Origin of the sequence: Methylobacterium sp. J-026 (genome assembly GCF_022829585.1) — a bacterium.
GTDB lineage: Bacteria > Pseudomonadota > Alphaproteobacteria > Rhizobiales > Beijerinckiaceae > Methylobacterium.
Genome location: NZ_JAKSYC010000351.1, coordinates 13521 through 27613 on the forward strand (window position 1 = coordinate 13521; position 14093 = coordinate 27613).

General features: G+C 70.3%; 15 protein-coding genes. 8 read left to right on the forward strand and 7 right to left on the reverse strand.

Features of this window, described 5'->3' with window-relative positions; genetic code table 11:
* The first annotated feature begins 310 nt into the window (after window positions 1–310).
* Together MKK69_RS30335 and MKK69_RS30340 are read left to right on the forward strand one after the other, a co-directional pair.
* On the forward strand, window positions 311–916 hold the full coding sequence (locus MKK69_RS30335) for a PAS domain-containing protein (RefSeq protein WP_243973882.1): 606 nt from the start codon (window positions 311–313) through the stop codon (window positions 914–916).
* Between the two features lie 145 nt (window positions 917–1061).
* Window positions 1062–2051, forward strand: coding sequence for a phosphoribosylaminoimidazolesuccinocarboxamide synthase (locus tag MKK69_RS30340; protein ID WP_243973883.1), 990 nt, complete (start codon window positions 1062–1064; stop codon window positions 2049–2051).
* A gap of 48 nt (window positions 2052–2099) precedes the next feature.
* Here the strand turns inward: MKK69_RS30340 and MKK69_RS30345 are convergent, their stop codons facing one another.
* Both MKK69_RS30345 and MKK69_RS30350 read right to left on the reverse strand, forming a co-directional pair.
* Window positions 2100–2381 carry a DUF2312 domain-containing protein gene (locus MKK69_RS30345; RefSeq protein WP_243973884.1) on the reverse strand — a complete coding sequence of 94 codons (282 nt, stop codon included), beginning with the start codon at window positions 2379–2381 and terminating at the stop codon, window positions 2100–2102.
* Between the two features lie 121 nt (window positions 2382–2502).
* Entirely contained in the window at window positions 2503–3867 is a 1365-nt protein-coding gene (locus MKK69_RS30350; RefSeq protein ID WP_243973885.1) for an MFS family transporter, read from the reverse strand.
* Window positions 3868–4203: 336 nt separating this feature from the next.
* Between MKK69_RS30350 and MKK69_RS30355 the strand changes: the two genes are divergently transcribed.
* Window positions 4204–4959, forward strand: a complete 756-nt coding sequence (locus MKK69_RS30355) for a DUF1236 domain-containing protein (RefSeq protein ID WP_243973886.1) — start codon at window positions 4204–4206, stop codon at window positions 4957–4959.
* 74 nt (window positions 4960–5033) lie between these two features.
* Here MKK69_RS30355 and MKK69_RS30360 read toward each other — a convergent pair whose 3' ends face one another.
* Window positions 5034–5666: a LysE family translocator gene (locus MKK69_RS30360; protein WP_243973887.1), complete on the reverse strand. Its 633-nt coding sequence runs from the start codon at window positions 5664–5666 to the stop codon at window positions 5034–5036.
* Window positions 5667–5818: 152 nt separating this feature from the next.
* Window positions 5819–6874: a heat-inducible transcriptional repressor HrcA gene (gene hrcA / locus MKK69_RS30365; protein WP_243973888.1), complete on the reverse strand. Its 1056-nt coding sequence runs from the start codon at window positions 6872–6874 to the stop codon at window positions 5819–5821.
* 167 nt (window positions 6875–7041) lie between these two features.
* Here hrcA and rph point away from each other — a divergent pair, with 167 nt between their 5' ends.
* From rph to hemW, 3 genes are read left to right on the forward strand one after another with little or no spacing between them, the layout of a single operon-like run.
* Window positions 7042–7755, forward strand: coding sequence for a ribonuclease PH (rph, locus tag MKK69_RS30370; protein WP_243973889.1), 714 nt, complete (start codon window positions 7042–7044; stop codon window positions 7753–7755).
* Entirely contained in the window at window positions 7752–8381 is a 630-nt protein-coding gene (gene rdgB, locus MKK69_RS30375) for an RdgB/HAM1 family non-canonical purine NTP pyrophosphatase (protein ID WP_243973890.1), read from the forward strand. The genes rph and rdgB overlap by 4 nt, the downstream gene beginning before the upstream one ends.
* A 38-nt stretch (window positions 8382–8419) precedes the next feature.
* Window positions 8420–9595, forward strand: coding sequence for a radical SAM family heme chaperone HemW (gene hemW / locus MKK69_RS30380; RefSeq protein ID WP_243973891.1), 1176 nt, complete (start codon window positions 8420–8422; stop codon window positions 9593–9595).
* On the opposite strand, the gene MKK69_RS30385 is transcribed toward hemW, so the two are convergent.
* Window positions 9596–10864 carry a penicillin-binding protein activator gene (locus tag MKK69_RS30385; protein WP_243973892.1) on the reverse strand — a complete coding sequence of 423 codons (1269 nt, stop codon included), beginning with the start codon at window positions 10862–10864 and terminating at the stop codon, window positions 9596–9598. It lies immediately after the preceding gene.
* Between the two features lie 136 nt (window positions 10865–11000).
* Here MKK69_RS30385 and rsmI point away from each other — a divergent pair, with 136 nt between their 5' ends.
* Both rsmI and MKK69_RS30395 read left to right on the forward strand, forming a co-directional pair.
* The gene (rsmI, locus tag MKK69_RS30390; protein ID WP_243973893.1) at window positions 11001–11972 is read left to right on the forward strand and encodes a 16S rRNA (cytidine(1402)-2'-O)-methyltransferase; all 972 of its coding nucleotides are present in this window, start codon (window positions 11001–11003) and stop codon (window positions 11970–11972) included.
* Window positions 11969–12358 carry a YraN family protein gene (locus MKK69_RS30395; protein WP_243973894.1) on the forward strand — a complete coding sequence of 130 codons (390 nt, stop codon included), beginning with the start codon at window positions 11969–11971 and terminating at the stop codon, window positions 12356–12358. Before rsmI ends, MKK69_RS30395 begins: the two co-directional genes overlap by 4 nt.
* 27 nt (window positions 12359–12385) lie before the next feature.
* Here the strand turns inward: MKK69_RS30395 and MKK69_RS30400 are convergent, their stop codons facing one another.
* The gene (locus MKK69_RS30400; protein WP_243973895.1) at window positions 12386–12775 is read right to left on the reverse strand and encodes a response regulator; all 390 of its coding nucleotides are present in this window, start codon (window positions 12773–12775) and stop codon (window positions 12386–12388) included.
* A 257-nt stretch (window positions 12776–13032) separates the two neighbouring features.
* Window positions 13033–14085, reverse strand: coding sequence for a L,D-transpeptidase (locus MKK69_RS30405; RefSeq protein WP_243973896.1), 1053 nt, complete (start codon window positions 14083–14085; stop codon window positions 13033–13035).
* Between the last annotated feature and the right edge of the window lie 8 nt (window positions 14086–14093).

A 14093-nucleotide genomic window follows, 5' to 3' on the forward strand; every position in this document is an offset into this window, starting at 1 on the left:
GAACAGTCTCCGCGCGCTTTAATCGCCCGCCACAGCCGTCATAGCTCGGCGGATCCGGCGCCTGTTCGATCGGCACCGCAGGGCGGATCGCGGGGACGGACCCGCACCGGGACGAGACCCGGTCTCCCATGGATCGCCGCCCCGACGCGTCCGAACGATCCGGGCCACGGTCATCCGACGGCAGAGTGCCCCGCACGCAGGTCGGCGAATGGGCACCGGCAACCCTATTGGATTGCACTATCGAGATCCTTGATGTTGCCGAAAATCAAATTAGCATGAATCAGGTTTTCACCGAGATACAGACTCCGCAATGCCGAAACTGAAGTCGCTCGACGGCCCGAGCCGGCGGAAGGAATTTCAGGTCCCCCTCGATGCCCGAGACGGCGTCGGCACCTGGACCTGGGATGCGGCTTCGGATCGCGTCTGGGCCGACGGTTCGGCGGCGCGCCTGTTCAACCTCGGTCCGGAGGAGGCCGAAGCCGGTTTGCCGCTCTCCGCCTACGCGGCCGCTGTCCCGACGCTGGACCGTGCACGGATTCGCGCGGCCTTCCGCAAGTATGTCCGGGACGGCGGACCCGCGGTGGTCGAGTATCGCGTCTCCTCGGCCGGCGGAGCCCTGCGCTGGGTGCTGTTGCGCGGCCGGTTCTCCAGCGATCACCTCGGCCGCCCGGTGCGCGGCCATGGAATTATCGTAGACGTCACGGACCTGAACGCCCGGGACGGTGACGCGAATCCGGTGGCGGATCCGGGCGAGACACCCCTCGAACGCGCCGCCGACGCCGCGATCTCGGCGTTCCGGGCGGTCGACGCCCTGAACGATCCCGGCCTCAGGGCGTGGGCGGAGGCACTCCTGCACGAGATCGGGCGGAAGCTCGCCGCGCAGCAAGCCGCCGAATCGCGCGCGAACCTGAACTGAGTCCGGCGGGGCGCGACTCAGGCCGTGCTCTGAACCCGCAGGTGCCGGTCTGCCGACCGCTGCGCAGCGGGGCTGGAAATCTCCGCCCCGTCCGCGCACACAGGCAGCGCCGCGGCGTTGCCGCTCAGCCGGATGGAATGCTCGGATGGATACGGCAGATCTCGCCCCGCACGCGCATCAGGTCCTGCCCGAAGCGACGCTGCCCGGGCTGCCGAACCACTACCGTGGCAAGGTCAGGGACAATTACGACTTGCCCGACGGCCGGCGCATCCTGATCACCACCGATCGGATCAGCGCCTTCGATCGGGCGCTCGCCGCGATCCCGTTCAAGGGCCAGGTCCTTACCCAGACCGCGCGCTACTGGTTCGAGCGCACGGCCGACCTCTGCCCGAACCACGTGCTGGCCTATCCGGATCCGAACGTCGTCGTCGGGCAGCGCCTGGACATCCTGCCGGTGGAGGTGGTCGTGCGCGGATACCTCGCGGGCACGACCTCGACCTCCGTGCTGACCCGGTACCGGGCCGGCGAACGGGCGATGTACGGCCATCGCTTCCCCGAGGGCATGCGCCCGAACGAGCGCCTGCCGGACGCCATCATCACGCCGACCACCAAGGCCTTCGACGGCGGCCACGACGCGCCGCTGACCGAGGCCGAGATTCTCGGCCGCGGCCTGCTGAGCGCGGAGCAGTGGCGCACGGTTTCCGAGGCGGCCTTGGCCCTGTTCGCCCGCGGCCAGGCCCTGGCGGCCCAGCGCGGGCTGATCCTGGCGGACACCAAATACGAATTTGGCACGGACCGGGACGGCCGCATCGTCCTGGCGGACGAGATCCACACCCCGGACAGCAGCCGCTACTGGTTCGCGGAGAGCTACCCCGCGCGCTTCGCGGCCGGCTCGGCGCCGGAGAGCTTCGACAAGGACTTCGTGCGCAACTGGGTCGTGGCCCGCTGCGATCCCTACACGGATCCGATCCCGGAGATCCCGGCGGATGTCGTTCTCGAGACGGCCGCGGTCTACATCCGCGCCTACGAGACGATCACCGGCGCGCCGTTCGCGCTGCCGGATCCGGCCGAGGTGCCGCTCGACCGCATACGGCGCAACATCGACGCCTATCTGGCCGCCAATCCCATTCGCTGAGCGGACGGCGCTGCCCGCACCGTCCACCCAGCGTTCAAGAGAAAAGGCTCACGCGGCGGCCGCCAGCGGGGCCGGGGAAGGGGCGTCCATCGCCCGCAGGTAGACGTCGAGCAGCGTCTCCTGCTCGTCGCGCTCGTCCTTGTCCTGCTTGCGGATCTTCAGGATCTCCTTGAGGATCTTGACGTCCAGGCCCTCGCCCTTGGCCTCGGCGAAGACCTCCTTCTTGGCCTCCATCAGGTCCTTGATCTCTTCCTCAAGCCGTTCCACGCGCTCGATGATCGAGCGGATCCGGTCGCCCGCGACGCCCACGGTGTCGGTCATGTCGGTCATGCAATTCCTCGTCGGATGACGGGGCACACTGGCCGGCGCAGGGTAAGCGGCGGGTTAAGGCGGCGCCGTCTCGGCGTGGGGGACGATCCGGGCGCGATCCGCCCCGATCGTCCGACCACGCTCAGGCGTGGGCGAAGCGCGCCTTCTTGCCGAGCGCCTCCTCGACCGTGCCATCGCCGTCGAGATAGCCGTGGACCTTGGGGTTCGGCATGATCAGGGACGCCACGAAGGCGATCGCCATCAGCACGGTCACGTACCAGAAGAACGTGCTCTCCATGCCGTTGTCCTTGAACCACAGGGCGACGAACTCGGCGGTGCCGCCGAAGGTGGCGTTGGCCACCGCGTAGGACAGCCCGACGCCCAGCGCGCGCACGTTGGTGGGGAACAGCTCCGCCTTCACGATGCCGCTGATGCCCGTGTAGAACGACACCACCGCGAGCCCGAGCGTGATCAGCGCGAAGGCGAGATAGGGGTCCTTATTGGTGCCGAGCGCCGTCATCAGCGGCACGACCATGAGCGTGCCGAGGCCGCTGTAGAGCAGCATATTGACCTTGCGGCCGATCCGGTCGGACAGGGCGCCGAAGATCGGCTGGATCGCCATGTAGACGAACAGCACCACGGTCATCACCTGCGAGGCCGAGGTCTTCGGCATCCCGGCGGTGTTGACCAGGTATTTCTGCATGTAGGTCGTGAAGGTGTAGAAGCTCAGGGAGCCGCCGGCCGTGTAGGCGACCACGACCAGGAACGCCCGCCAGTGCTTGAACAGCTCGGCGAAGGTGCCGGCGGTCTCCTTGTCGCTGCTGTCCCTGGTCTCGGCCAGCGAGCGCCGGAGGTAGAGGGCCACGATGGCGAGGCCGGCGCCGATGAAGAACGGGATGCGCCAGCCCCACGCCGTGAGTTCGGGCGCGGTCATGACCGTCTGGAGCAGGACCAGGACCAGCGAGGCCAGGAGCTGGCCGCCGATCAGCGTGACGTACTGGAACGAGGCGAAGAACCCGCGCTGCCCCTTGATCGCGACCTCGCTCATGTAGGTCGCCGAGGTGCCGTACTCGCCGCCCACCGAGAGGCCCTGCAGCATGCGGGCGAGGAGCAGCAGTACGGGCGCCAGGGTGCCGACATGCTCGTAGGTCGGCAGGATGCCGATCAGCAGCGAGCCGAAGCACATCATGAGCACCGAAATAACCATCGAGGTCCGCCGCCCGACCCGGTCGGCGATCCGCCCGAACAGCCAGCCGCCGACCGGCCGCATGAAGAAGCCCACCGCGAAGATGCCGGCGGTCTGGAGAAGCTGGCTGGTGGAATCCCCCTTCGGGAAGAAGGCCGGCGCGAAGTAGAGCGCGAAGAACGCGTAGCAGTAGAAGTCGTACCACTCGACGAGATTGCCCGAGGACGAGCCGACGATCGCCCAGATGCGCCGGCGCCGATCGGCAGCGTCGTCGTGGGCGCTCGGCGCGATACCGATCGTATCGTTTCTCGAGTCGGACATGGCGTCTCCGTCGACCATTCTCGGCGCCGGCACGGGCCGGGCTCTTCTTCGTGCTGCGCGACGTTACAGGTGATGACCGTGATCGCAAGTCCGTGATCGGTCCCGAGCCGCGGACAGCTGTGGCCAGTGTCAGTGAATCCGGTTCGTCCGCGGCGGGGGCATCGCGTTCGACCGTCAGGCCCAATGCGGGCGGCGCGACCCCGGGATGACGCGATAGACGCTCAATCCCTCGACACCTGCGCCGCGTCAGCGATGCGACGGAACGGATTCCGCCGGGGCCCCGTTGCGGGCGTTGCGGGCGCCGCGAGCGCTCCGACGGAAGCGGGAGGAGAGGCCATGAAGTGGATACTGAGGGATACGGTGGCGGCCGCGATCGTCGTCGTCGGAGCGGCGACCGCCTTCGCACAGGGTGGTCCCGGCGGCGGCGGTCCGGGTGGCGGGCCCGGCGGCGGGGGAGCTGGTGCCGGCCCGGCCGGCGGCGGCGCGGGACCGGGCGGCGGCATGCGCGGCGGTGCCGGCGGACCGGACGGCGGCGGGATGCGTGGCCCCGGCGGCGCCGAAGGTGGCCCCCGCGGCGCGGAGCCGGGTGGTCCGGCAGGCCGCGGCGCGGACGGCCCGGGGCGGCCCGGTGGCGCGGCCGAGCGCAACGGCGCCGGGGAGCGCGGCGGGCCGGGCGGCAATCCCGGAGGCGCGGAGCGGGGCGGTCGCGAGACGGGACCGGCGGGCGAGCGCGGCAACCGGGATGGGGCCGGTCCCGACAGGGGTGAGCGCGGCGGCGCTGGCGAACGGGGCGGCCGGGACGGTGCCCGGGGCGGTGGTCCGGCCCGCGGCGCGGTGGGCCGCCTCGATACGCGGCAGCGCTCGGAGTTCCGCGGCTCGATCACCCGGCTCGGGGTCTCGCCGCTGCGGGATGTGGCCTTCGGCCTCGCGGTCGGCACCGCGATCCCCCGGTCCGTGAGCCTTCACCGGCTGCCGCCATCGATCGTCGAGTTCGTGCCGGAATACGAGGGTTACGACTTCATCCTGGTGCGCGACGACATCGTGATCATCGATCCCGACACTTACGAGATCGTCGACGTCATTCCGGGCTGATCGGTCCGCAAAGACGACCGCACGCCGAACGGAGGTCGCTCCGGCGTGCGGCACTGGCCGTGTCGTCGCTGCGATCATCGGTGGGCTTCGGTCGCCATGCGGACCGCGAGCGAGGCCAGCACCGTTCCCATCAGCCAGCGCTGGATGACGCTCCAAAGCGGGCGCCGGGTGAAGAACGCGGCGATGGTCCCGGCCGAGACGACGAAGACGGCGTTCATGCCTACGCTGACGGCGAGCTGTGTGCCGCAGAAGATCAGCGCCTGCGCGAGGACGCTTCCGCTTTCCGGATCGATGAACTGGGGCAGGAGCGACAGATACAGAACCGCGATCTTCGGATTGAGCAGGTTCGTCAGCAGCCCCATCGCGAAAAGCTTGCGTGGGCTGTCCTTGGGCAGATCGTGGACCTGAAACGGGGACCGACCGTTGGGCCGAACCGCCTGCCACGCGAGGTAGAGGAGGTAGAGTGCGCCGGCGAGGCGGACGGTATCGTAGGCGTAGGGGATCGCGATCAGCAGGGCCGTGAGCCCCACGGCCGCGCACACCATGTAGACGATGTGGCCCGCGAGGATGCCACCGAGCGAGATCAGGCCGGCCGTCCGCCCCTGCGCGATCGAGCGGGAGACCAGGTAGACCATGTTCGGTCCCGGTGTCAGGGCCATGCCCAGCGAGACCGCAGCGAAGGCCAGGTAACTCGCCAGACTGGGCATGCGGATCCCCCGTGTCGCGCGACGTCGGGCTGACGCGCGCGCCTGCCCTCTGCAACGACGAATCGGCATCGATCATCGAGATCCAGGCTGACGGGAAACCTAAGCTTGGCGGGCGCCTCTTGTGAAGCCATCGCGCGGCGCGATCGTGCGGTTCAGCGACCCCCGTCGAGGAGCTTCGAGACGACCCGGGCGGTGTAGTCGACCATGGGCACGATTCGCGCATAATTCAGCCGGGTCGGACCGATCACCCCGACGACGCCGACGATCTTCTGCGAGCCGTCACGGAACGGCGCCGCGATCAGCGACGAGCCGGAGAGCGAGAACAGCTTGTTCTCGGAGCCGATGAAGATCCGCACGCCCTCGCCGCCCTCGGCGCGGGAGAGGAGGTCGATGACGTCCTTCTGCGTCTCCAGATCGTTGAACAGCAGGCGGATGCGCTCGAGATCCTCGACGGCGCGCAGGTCGTCCAGCAGGTTGGCCTGGCCGCGCACGATCAGCTGGCGCGCCTCCGTGGGGCCCACCGGAGTGGCGAGCCCGGCATCGACGAGGCGCTCGGTGATGGCGTCGAGCTCCCGCTTCATGGCCTTACGGCCGGCCTCGATCTCGGCCCGCAGCGATCCCAGGGTGCGGCCCTGAAGCCGGGCGTTCAGGAAGTTCGTCGCCTCCTGGAGGGCCCCGGCCGGCAGGCCGGCGGGCAGGTCCACCAGCCGGTTCTCCACCGAACCGTCGTCCGAGACCAGGATCACAAGGGCGCGGGCGGGATCGAGGCGGACGAACTCGATGTGCTTCAGGCTCACATTCGCCTTGGTGGTCAACACCACTCCGGCCCCCCGCGAGACGCCCGACAGCATGGTCGAGGCCTCGGCCAGAGCCGATTCGAAGGTGTGGCCGGAGGCGGCGGCGCGCATCTGCGCCTCGATCCGGGCCTGCTCGTCCTGGCTGACGTCGCCGAGTTCGAGCATGGCGTCGACGAAGAATCGCAGGCCGAGCTCGGTCGGCAGGCGGCCGGCCGAGGTGTGCGGCGCGAAGATCAGGCCGGAATGCTCCAGATCCGCCATCACGTTGCGGATCGAGGCCGGCGACAGCGCCATCGGCAGGATCCGGGCGAGATTGCGCGATCCCACCGGCTCGCCCGTGGTGAGGTAGCTCTCGACGATCTGCCGGAAGATCTCCCGGGCGCGTTCGTTGAGGGCGGCGAGGGCCTGCATCGATGGATCGTTCGGGAAACGAGAGTTCGGGTCTGTCACGCGGTCATCCTGTGGTCCGATCATGTCCGGCCGACCCGCCCGGATCAATCCATACGGCGATGCTTGCTCGCGGTGCCGCACCGGCCTAAGAGCCCGGCCCTCGACATTCACCACAGAAGGGGCCCGCAATGCGGCCTTCCAAGCGTGCCGCCGACGAGTTGCGGCCCGTGAGCCTGGAGCGCGCCATGTCGCGCTACGCAGAAGGCTCCTGCCTCGTCAGCTTCGGCAACACCCGGGTGCTCTGCACCGCCTCGCTGGAGGAGCGCGGGCCCCCGTGGCTGCGGGGTTCGGGCAAGGGATGGGTCACGGCCGAGTACGCCATGCTCCCCCGTGCGACGCACGAACGCACCCGGCGCGAGGTCGGTTCCGGCAAGCCGTCGGGGCGGACGCAGGAGATCCAGCGCCTGATCGGCCGCTCGCTGCGGGCCGTGACCAACCTCCCGGCCATGGGCGAGCGCCAGGTCACGGTCGATTGCGACGTGATCCAGGCCGATGGCGGCACCCGGACCGCCGCGATCACCGGCGCCTGGGTGGCGCTGCACGATTGCTTCGCCTGGATGCGGACGCGCTCGATCATCTCGGTCGACCCGCTGAAGGACCATGTCGCGGCCGTCTCCTGCGGCCTGTACAAGGGGAAGGCGGTGCTCGACCTCGATTACGCCGAGGATTCGGCAGCCGAGACCGACGCCAATTTCGTGCTCACCGGCCGGGGCGGCATCGTCGAGGTCCAGGGCACCGCCGAGATGGAGCCGTTCACGCAGGAGCAGCTCCTCGAACTCCTCGGCCTGGCGCGCGCCGGCACCGACCGGCTGGTCGCCCTTCAGAAGGACGCCCTCGCGTGAGCCGCAGGCTGACCGGCAAGGTCGTGATCGCCACCCACAATGCCGGCAAGCTCGTCGAGATGCGTGACCTCCTGGTGCCGTTCGGCGTGGAGGCGGTCTCGGCCGGCGAACTCGGCCTGCCCGAACCGGATGAGACCGGGACGATGTTCGCCGAGAATGCGGCGATCAAGGCGAAGGCCGCCGCCGACGCCACCGGCCTTCCCGCCTTCGCGGACGATTCCGGCCTGTGCGTCGACGCCCTCGACGGGGCGCCGGGCCTGTTCTCGGCCCGCTGGGCCGGCCCGGACAAGGATTTTGCCGGGGCGATGGCGCGAATCTTCGCCGAACTCGACGCCCGCGGGGCGATCGACCGCCGCGCGCACTTCGTCTCGGCCCTGGTGCTCGCCTGGCCCGACGGGCACACCGAGCTGTTCGAGGGCCGGGTCTTCGGCGACCTCGTGGCGCCGCGCGGTTCGGCCGGCTTCGGCTACGACCCGATCTTCCGGCCGGACGGGCATGACCGCACCTTCGGCGAGATGAGCGCCGCGGAGAAGCACGGGGTCGACTGGCAGACGGGCGCGGGTCTGTCCCACCGCGCCCGGGCGTTCGTGGCGCTGCGCCGGGCTTGCCTCGCGCCCGGCGCCTGATTGCCAAACCGGACGGGCGCGCGCACATCCCGGCGATCATGCGAACGACCGGCCCGGACCACCCGACCCGCGATGCGGGTTTCGGGATCTACCTGCACTGGCCCTTCTGCGCCGCGAAGTGCCCCTATTGCGACTTCAACAGCCACGTCCGGCACGGAGGCGTGGACGAACCGCGCTTCCTCGACGCCTTCCGGGCCGAGATCGCCCATATGGCCGGCCGGACGCCCGGCCGGACCGTCACCAGCATCTTCCTCGGGGGTGGCACCCCCTCGCTGATGCGGCCGGCGACCGTCGCGGGGCTGCTCGACGCGGTGGCGGCACGATGGACGGTGGCGCCGGACGCGGAGATCACCCTCGAAGCCAATCCGTCGAGCGTCGAGGCCGCCCGCTTCCACGGCTACCGCGCGGCCGGGGTCAACCGGGTCTCCCTCGGCGTGCAGGCGCTCGACGACGCATCCCTGAGGACCCTCGGCCGGCTGCACGACGTGGCGCAGGCCCTCGACGCGATCCGGGTCGCGCAGGCCGTCTTCGCGCGCACCTCCTTCGACCTGATCTATGCCCGGCCCGGCCAGAACCCCGCGCTCTGGCGGGACGAACTCGGTCAGGCCCTGGCGCTGGCCGGCGAGCACCTGTCGCTCTACCAGCTCACCATCGAGCCGGGCACGCCGTTCCACGGTCTCGCGGCGGCCGGGAAGCTCGTGGTTCCGGACGACGAGATCGGCCGGGCCCTCTACGACGTCACGCAGGATCTCTGTTCCCGGGCCGGCCTGTCGGCCTACGAGATCTCGAACCACGCGCGGCCCGGCGCCGAGTCGCGCCACAACCTGCTCTACTGGCGCTACGGCGAGTATGCCGGCATCGGCCCCGGGGCGCACGGCCGCCTCGTCACCGCGGCCGGACGGATCGGCACAGTGACCGAGCGCGCGCCGGAGGCGTGGCTCACCCGGGTCGAACGCGACGGCCACGGCATCGCCGAGACCGAGACGCTCTCGGCCGTCGATCAGTCCGACGAGTTCCTGGTGATGGGCCTGCGCCTGCGCGAGGGGATCGATCCGGACCGCTACGCCGCCCTCAAGGGCCGGCCGCTCAACGGCAACCGCATCGGCATGCTGGTGGGCGACGGTATGCTGGAGCGGCGACCCGGCGGACGCATCGCCGCCACGGCGCGGGGCGCGCCGGTCCTCAACGCGATCGTGGCCGAGCTCGCCGGCTGATCAGATCCCGGGCTTGGCCAGCACCCGCGGGGCCGGGCTGACCAGGGTCGCGGCGTTGTTGCGGATCTCGTAGACCGCCAGCGTCCGCTCGCTCTGCCCGTCGGGCCGGAAGCGGAAGGTGCCGTCGATCCCGGCGAAGCCCGCCGCATTGGTCAGCGTCGCCTCGGCGAAGCGCTGCGAGCCGTATTGTCGCGCGAGGGCCGCGGCGAGCATCACGGCATCGTAGGCCAGGGACGCGACGCGCGGCGGTACCGCGCCGAAGCGGGTCTGGTAGCGCCCGCTGAAGGCGGAGAACCCCGCGCGGTCCGGCCCGGCGAAGCGGCCACCCTGGAGCGCCGGCAGGGCGAAGAGCGCCGGATCGTTCCACAATGCCGTCCCGATGGGCCGCACCCGGGCCGGGGAGAAGCCGGCCTTGGTCAGTGCCGCCGCGACCGCCGGCAGGGCGTCGGCCGTCTCCGGGATGAACAGCGCGTCGGCGGTGGCTGCGGGACCGGTGATCACCCGCGCCAGCCGCTCCACCGCTTGGCCCGGACTGCCCGCCGGGTAGCGCTCCACCGCCGCGACCCGGGCGCCCCGGCGCGCCACGGTCTCGCGGAACGCCGCCTCCACAGCGTTTCCGTAGGCGGTCTCCGGGATCAGCGCCGCGAAGGAGCGCTTGCCCCCCGCCACCGATTCCTCGACCACCCTGTCCACCTCCGGCTGCGGCAGGAAACTCAGGAGGTAGACGCCGCGGGCCGCCACGGTCACGTCGGTGGAGAAACCGATCACCGGCTTGCCCATCGCCTTCGCCGCCGCGGCGGCGGCCTGGACGCTGCCGGCGAAGACGGGACCCAGGACGATCTCCGCGCCCTGTCGCAGGGCGTCCTGGGTCCCGTCCCGGGCGCCGTCCGGGCTGCCGCGGTCGTCCTCCACCAGGATCGTCAGGTCGGGCTGCTGCGCCTCGTCATAGGCCAGCTGAGCGGCGTTGCGCATGGCGGTGCCCACCGCCGCCCCCTGTCCGTCGAGCGGCAGGACGAGGGCGACCTTCACGGATCCGGTCCCGATCCGCTGTCCGGCTGCCGCGATCGGTGTCGGGATCGTCGGTGCCGCATCCGGCAACCCCTGCGGCACTTCGACGGGTGGAGCCAAGGCGGCGGCCTGCGGCGCCGGCCCGCGCCGGGCGACGCCGTCGCCGAGGCAGCCGCCGAGGGGCAGAAGCGCGCCGAGCAGCACGACGCTCAAGGCGGTGACGCGCACGAGACGGTCCGGCGCGCCGATCGGGCACGCCATGGCGCGGTCTCCTTCGGGCAGGCCACGCCACCGTGATGGCAGGCCCGGGAAATGTAAACGCGCGGACCGGGACTTGCCCCCCGGCGGCGCGGCTTCGACGCGACGAGAGCCGTCCAGTGTGGCAAGATCGCCGATCATGACCCGTCGATTCGATGCCCAGGGGCAAGCCGCTCCGATGAGACCCCCTGCTCAGAAGCCGGGCGGCGACCGCCCGCGGGCGCTCACGTTCACGGCCTTCGGGCTGGCCAGCGAGGCCGAACCGGTGGCGCCCGGCCTGCACATCGTGGCGACGCCCATCGGCAACCTGCGCGACATAACCATCCGCGCGCTCGCCACCCTGGCGGCCGCGGATGCGGTGCTCGCCGAGGACACGCGCGTCACGCGGACGCTGCTGGCCCATTACGGCATCACGACGCCGCTGCTGGCCTATCACGAGCATTCCAACGAGGCGGTGCGCGAGCGGATGGTCGCAAGGCTGCGCGCCGGCGAGGCGCTGGCCCTGGTCTCGGATGCGGGCACCCCCCTCGTCTCGGATCCCGGCTACAAGCTGGTTCAGGCCGCCATCGCGGCGGGCATCGCGATCACGCCGGTGCCCGGTCCGTCCGCCGTCATGACCGCCCTCGTAGCGGCGGGCCTGCCGACCGACCGTTTCTTCTTCGAGGGGTTCCTGCCGCAGAAGGCCGGCGCCCGGCGCAACCGCCTGGAGGCGCTGATCCGGGTCCCGGGCACGCTCGTCCTGTTCGAGTCGCCGCACCGGCTCCCGGAGATGCTCGCCGACGCCGCTGCGGTGCTCGGGCCGGACCGGCCGGCCGCGGTGACCCGGGAGCTGACCAAGTTCTACGAGACCATCCGGCGCGACACGCTGGGGGCCCTAAGCGAGCGCTTCGCGCAGGACGGGGCGCCGAAGGGGGAGATCGTAGTCATCATCGGCGCGGCCACGACGCCGGAGCGGACCGCGGAGGACGATACCGCCCTCGACGCGCTGCTCCGGTCGGCGCTCGAACGCCACTCGATCAAGGACGCCGCGAGCCTCGTGGCCGATCAGACCGGGCAGCCCCGGCGGCTCGTCTACGCGCGGGCGCTCGTCCTGGCGCGGAGCGAGGGGTGAGCGCGACCCGGCCGGACCAGGCCGTCCGACGCCGCGCGGCCTACCGGCGCGGCCATCGCGCCGAGTGGCTGGCTCTGGCGGCGCTGATGCTCAAGGGCTACTGGCCGATCGGACGGCGCATCAGCCTCGCGGGGGGCGAGATCGACCTCGTCGTCCAGCGCTGGACCACCATCGCCTTCGTGGAGGTGAAGGCCCGTCCCCGGCGCGATGACGCTCGCGAGGCGATCGACGCGGTCAAGAGGCGCCGCTTCTCCCGGGCGGTCAGATCCTGGATCGGTCGCAATTCCTGGTCAGCCGGGATGACGTTCCGGGCCGATGCCGTGTTCGTCGGCGCCCGGGGATGGCCGGCCCACGTGGCCGACGCGTTCCCGATCGAGGGGTTGTGAGGCGACCCGGGCGGAGCGGAGCGGGTCTCAGTCGCGGGCGGCCCGGATGGCACCGATCAGCGTGCGCTTCAGTTCGGCCTGGCTGAACGGCTTCTGCACCACAGGCCGGTCACGGAACGGCTCGCGGATGCCGGCGCCGCCGTAGCCCGTGGAGAAGACCAGCGGCAGATCGCGCTTGGCGATCGCCTCGGCCACCGGATAGATCGGCTCGCCGGCCACGTTCACGTCGAGGATCGCGACCTCGAACACCTCCTGGGACGCCATTTCCAGCGCGGAGGACAAGCGTGCGGCCGGACCGACCACGGCACAGCCGAAATCGAGCAGCATGTCCTCGAGCAGCATCGAGATCGCGGCCTCATCCTCCACGACGAGCACGCGGACGCCGTTGAGAATATCGTCGTTGGGGTCAGCAATCACGCCGCGCCGTCTTCCCTTCGAGCGCCCCCGGATCGGGGACCAAACCGTTCGTTTGTCTGCCTCTCGGAAACCGCATGCTCGGCGTCTTTAAAAACGCAACACAGCCATGACAAACGGTTCCCGAGGTGGCCTTTGGCGTCGCCCGTTACGAGCAACGTGTCAAGCGTTCCCGAGCCGTTCCGTAGCCATTGGCGACCGGAATGTTAACCGATGATACATTTTGGCGGCCGGGGGTGGGCGCCCGACCGTTGCGGAGGTCAATCGTCCTTGAAGCTGACCTTCGCACCGCGCGCGACGTGGGCGGCGAGGTCCCGGGCGTTCCAGTTGGTCAGACGGATGCAGCCATGCGACTCGGTCTTCCCGACCTTCTCGGGCTCGGGGGTCCCGTGGATCCCGTAGCTCGGGATGGCGAGATCGATCCAGACGAGGCCCACCGGGTTGTTCGGCCCGGACTGGATCGTGAATTTGTGCTGCGTCTTCACGCCCTTGAACGCGTATTTCGGATTGTACGTGTAGTCCGGATCGAAGGCGACGCCCTTGACCTTGGTGTCGCCGCTCGGCGCCGGCTTCTCGGTACTGCCGATCGAAGCGGGATAGTAGGCGAGCAACTTCCCGTCCGCGCCGAAGGCGCGCACATCCCGGCTCTGCTTATCGACCTCGACACGCTCGACCTTGGGATCCTGGGGGAGATCCTTCCCCTTCAGCTTGTCGGTGCCCATCGGGTCCACCGCCGCGACCGTGATCGTCGTGCCGGCCTTGTCGAGGGGCTTGTCCGGGTTGAGGGCCGTGACCAGGGCGCGCCCCATATGGAACCGCTCGGCCAGCATCTCCCGCGGGTTCGTGTAGCTGAGCGCCTTCAGGTCAGCCTGCTGCTCCATCTTGGGCGGGATCTTGTCGATATACGGACCCGCGGCATCGGCGTCCGTGATTGTGTAGTCCGTCACCGCCGGCTTGTCGCTGGTGGCTTGAAGCTTGTCCCAGACCTCCGGCGTCAGTTTCTCCGTGGCGGACAGACCCTGTGCCACCGCGAACGCCGCCAGGGCGCGCCGGTAATTGTCGCCCGTCAGGCCATCGATGGCGCCGGGATAGAAATGCGCCCGATCGAGCAGCACCTGCGCCTTGACGATCAGCGGATCCGGCTTCTCGTCGCCGCCCTCTGCCTTCTTCGTCTTCGCGGCGGACGTCTTGTCGCTCGATTTGTCCCCCGCCTGCGGCGCCAGGGCAGCCGCGTTGACGGCCTCAGCGGTGAGGGCGGACGATTTCGCGTCGCCCTGGGCGGCTTTCGGGGCAGCTGCGGCCTGTGCAGCCATGCAAGTGA

What these genes read in the sequence shown, in the direction of transcription:
- hrcA (WP_243973888.1), bottom strand. Translation starts at nt 6,874, where the DNA reads ATGCAGGCCCTCGCCGCCCTCAACGAACGCGCCCGGGAGATCTTCCGG.
- MKK69_RS30335 (WP_243973882.1), top strand. Translation starts at nt 311, where the DNA reads ATGCCGAAACTGAAGTCGCTCGACGGCCCGAGCCGGCGGAAGGAATTT.
- MKK69_RS30360 (WP_243973887.1), bottom strand. Translation starts at nt 5,666, where the DNA reads ATGCCCAGTCTGGCGAGTTACCTGGCCTTCGCTGCGGTCTCGCTGGGC.
- MKK69_RS30385 (WP_243973892.1), bottom strand. Translation starts at nt 10,864, where the DNA reads ATGGCGTGCCCGATCGGCGCGCCGGACCGTCTCGTGCGCGTCACCGCC.
- rsmI (WP_243973893.1), top strand. Translation starts at nt 11,001, where the DNA reads ATGACCCGTCGATTCGATGCCCAGGGGCAAGCCGCTCCGATGAGACCC.
- rph (WP_243973889.1), top strand. Translation starts at nt 7,042, where the DNA reads ATGCGGCCTTCCAAGCGTGCCGCCGACGAGTTGCGGCCCGTGAGCCTG.
- MKK69_RS30345 (WP_243973884.1), bottom strand. Translation starts at nt 2,381, where the DNA reads ATGACCGACATGACCGACACCGTGGGCGTCGCGGGCGACCGGATCCGC.
- hemW (WP_243973891.1), top strand. Translation starts at nt 8,420, where the DNA reads ATGCGAACGACCGGCCCGGACCACCCGACCCGCGATGCGGGTTTCGGG.
- MKK69_RS30355 (WP_243973886.1), top strand. Translation starts at nt 4,204, where the DNA reads ATGAAGTGGATACTGAGGGATACGGTGGCGGCCGCGATCGTCGTCGTC.
- MKK69_RS30340 (WP_243973883.1), top strand. Translation starts at nt 1,062, where the DNA reads ATGGATACGGCAGATCTCGCCCCGCACGCGCATCAGGTCCTGCCCGAA.
- MKK69_RS30350 (WP_243973885.1), bottom strand. Translation starts at nt 3,867, where the DNA reads ATGTCCGACTCGAGAAACGATACGATCGGTATCGCGCCGAGCGCCCAC.
- MKK69_RS30405 (WP_243973896.1), bottom strand. Translation starts at nt 14,085, where the DNA reads ATGGCTGCACAGGCCGCAGCTGCCCCGAAAGCCGCCCAGGGCGACGCG.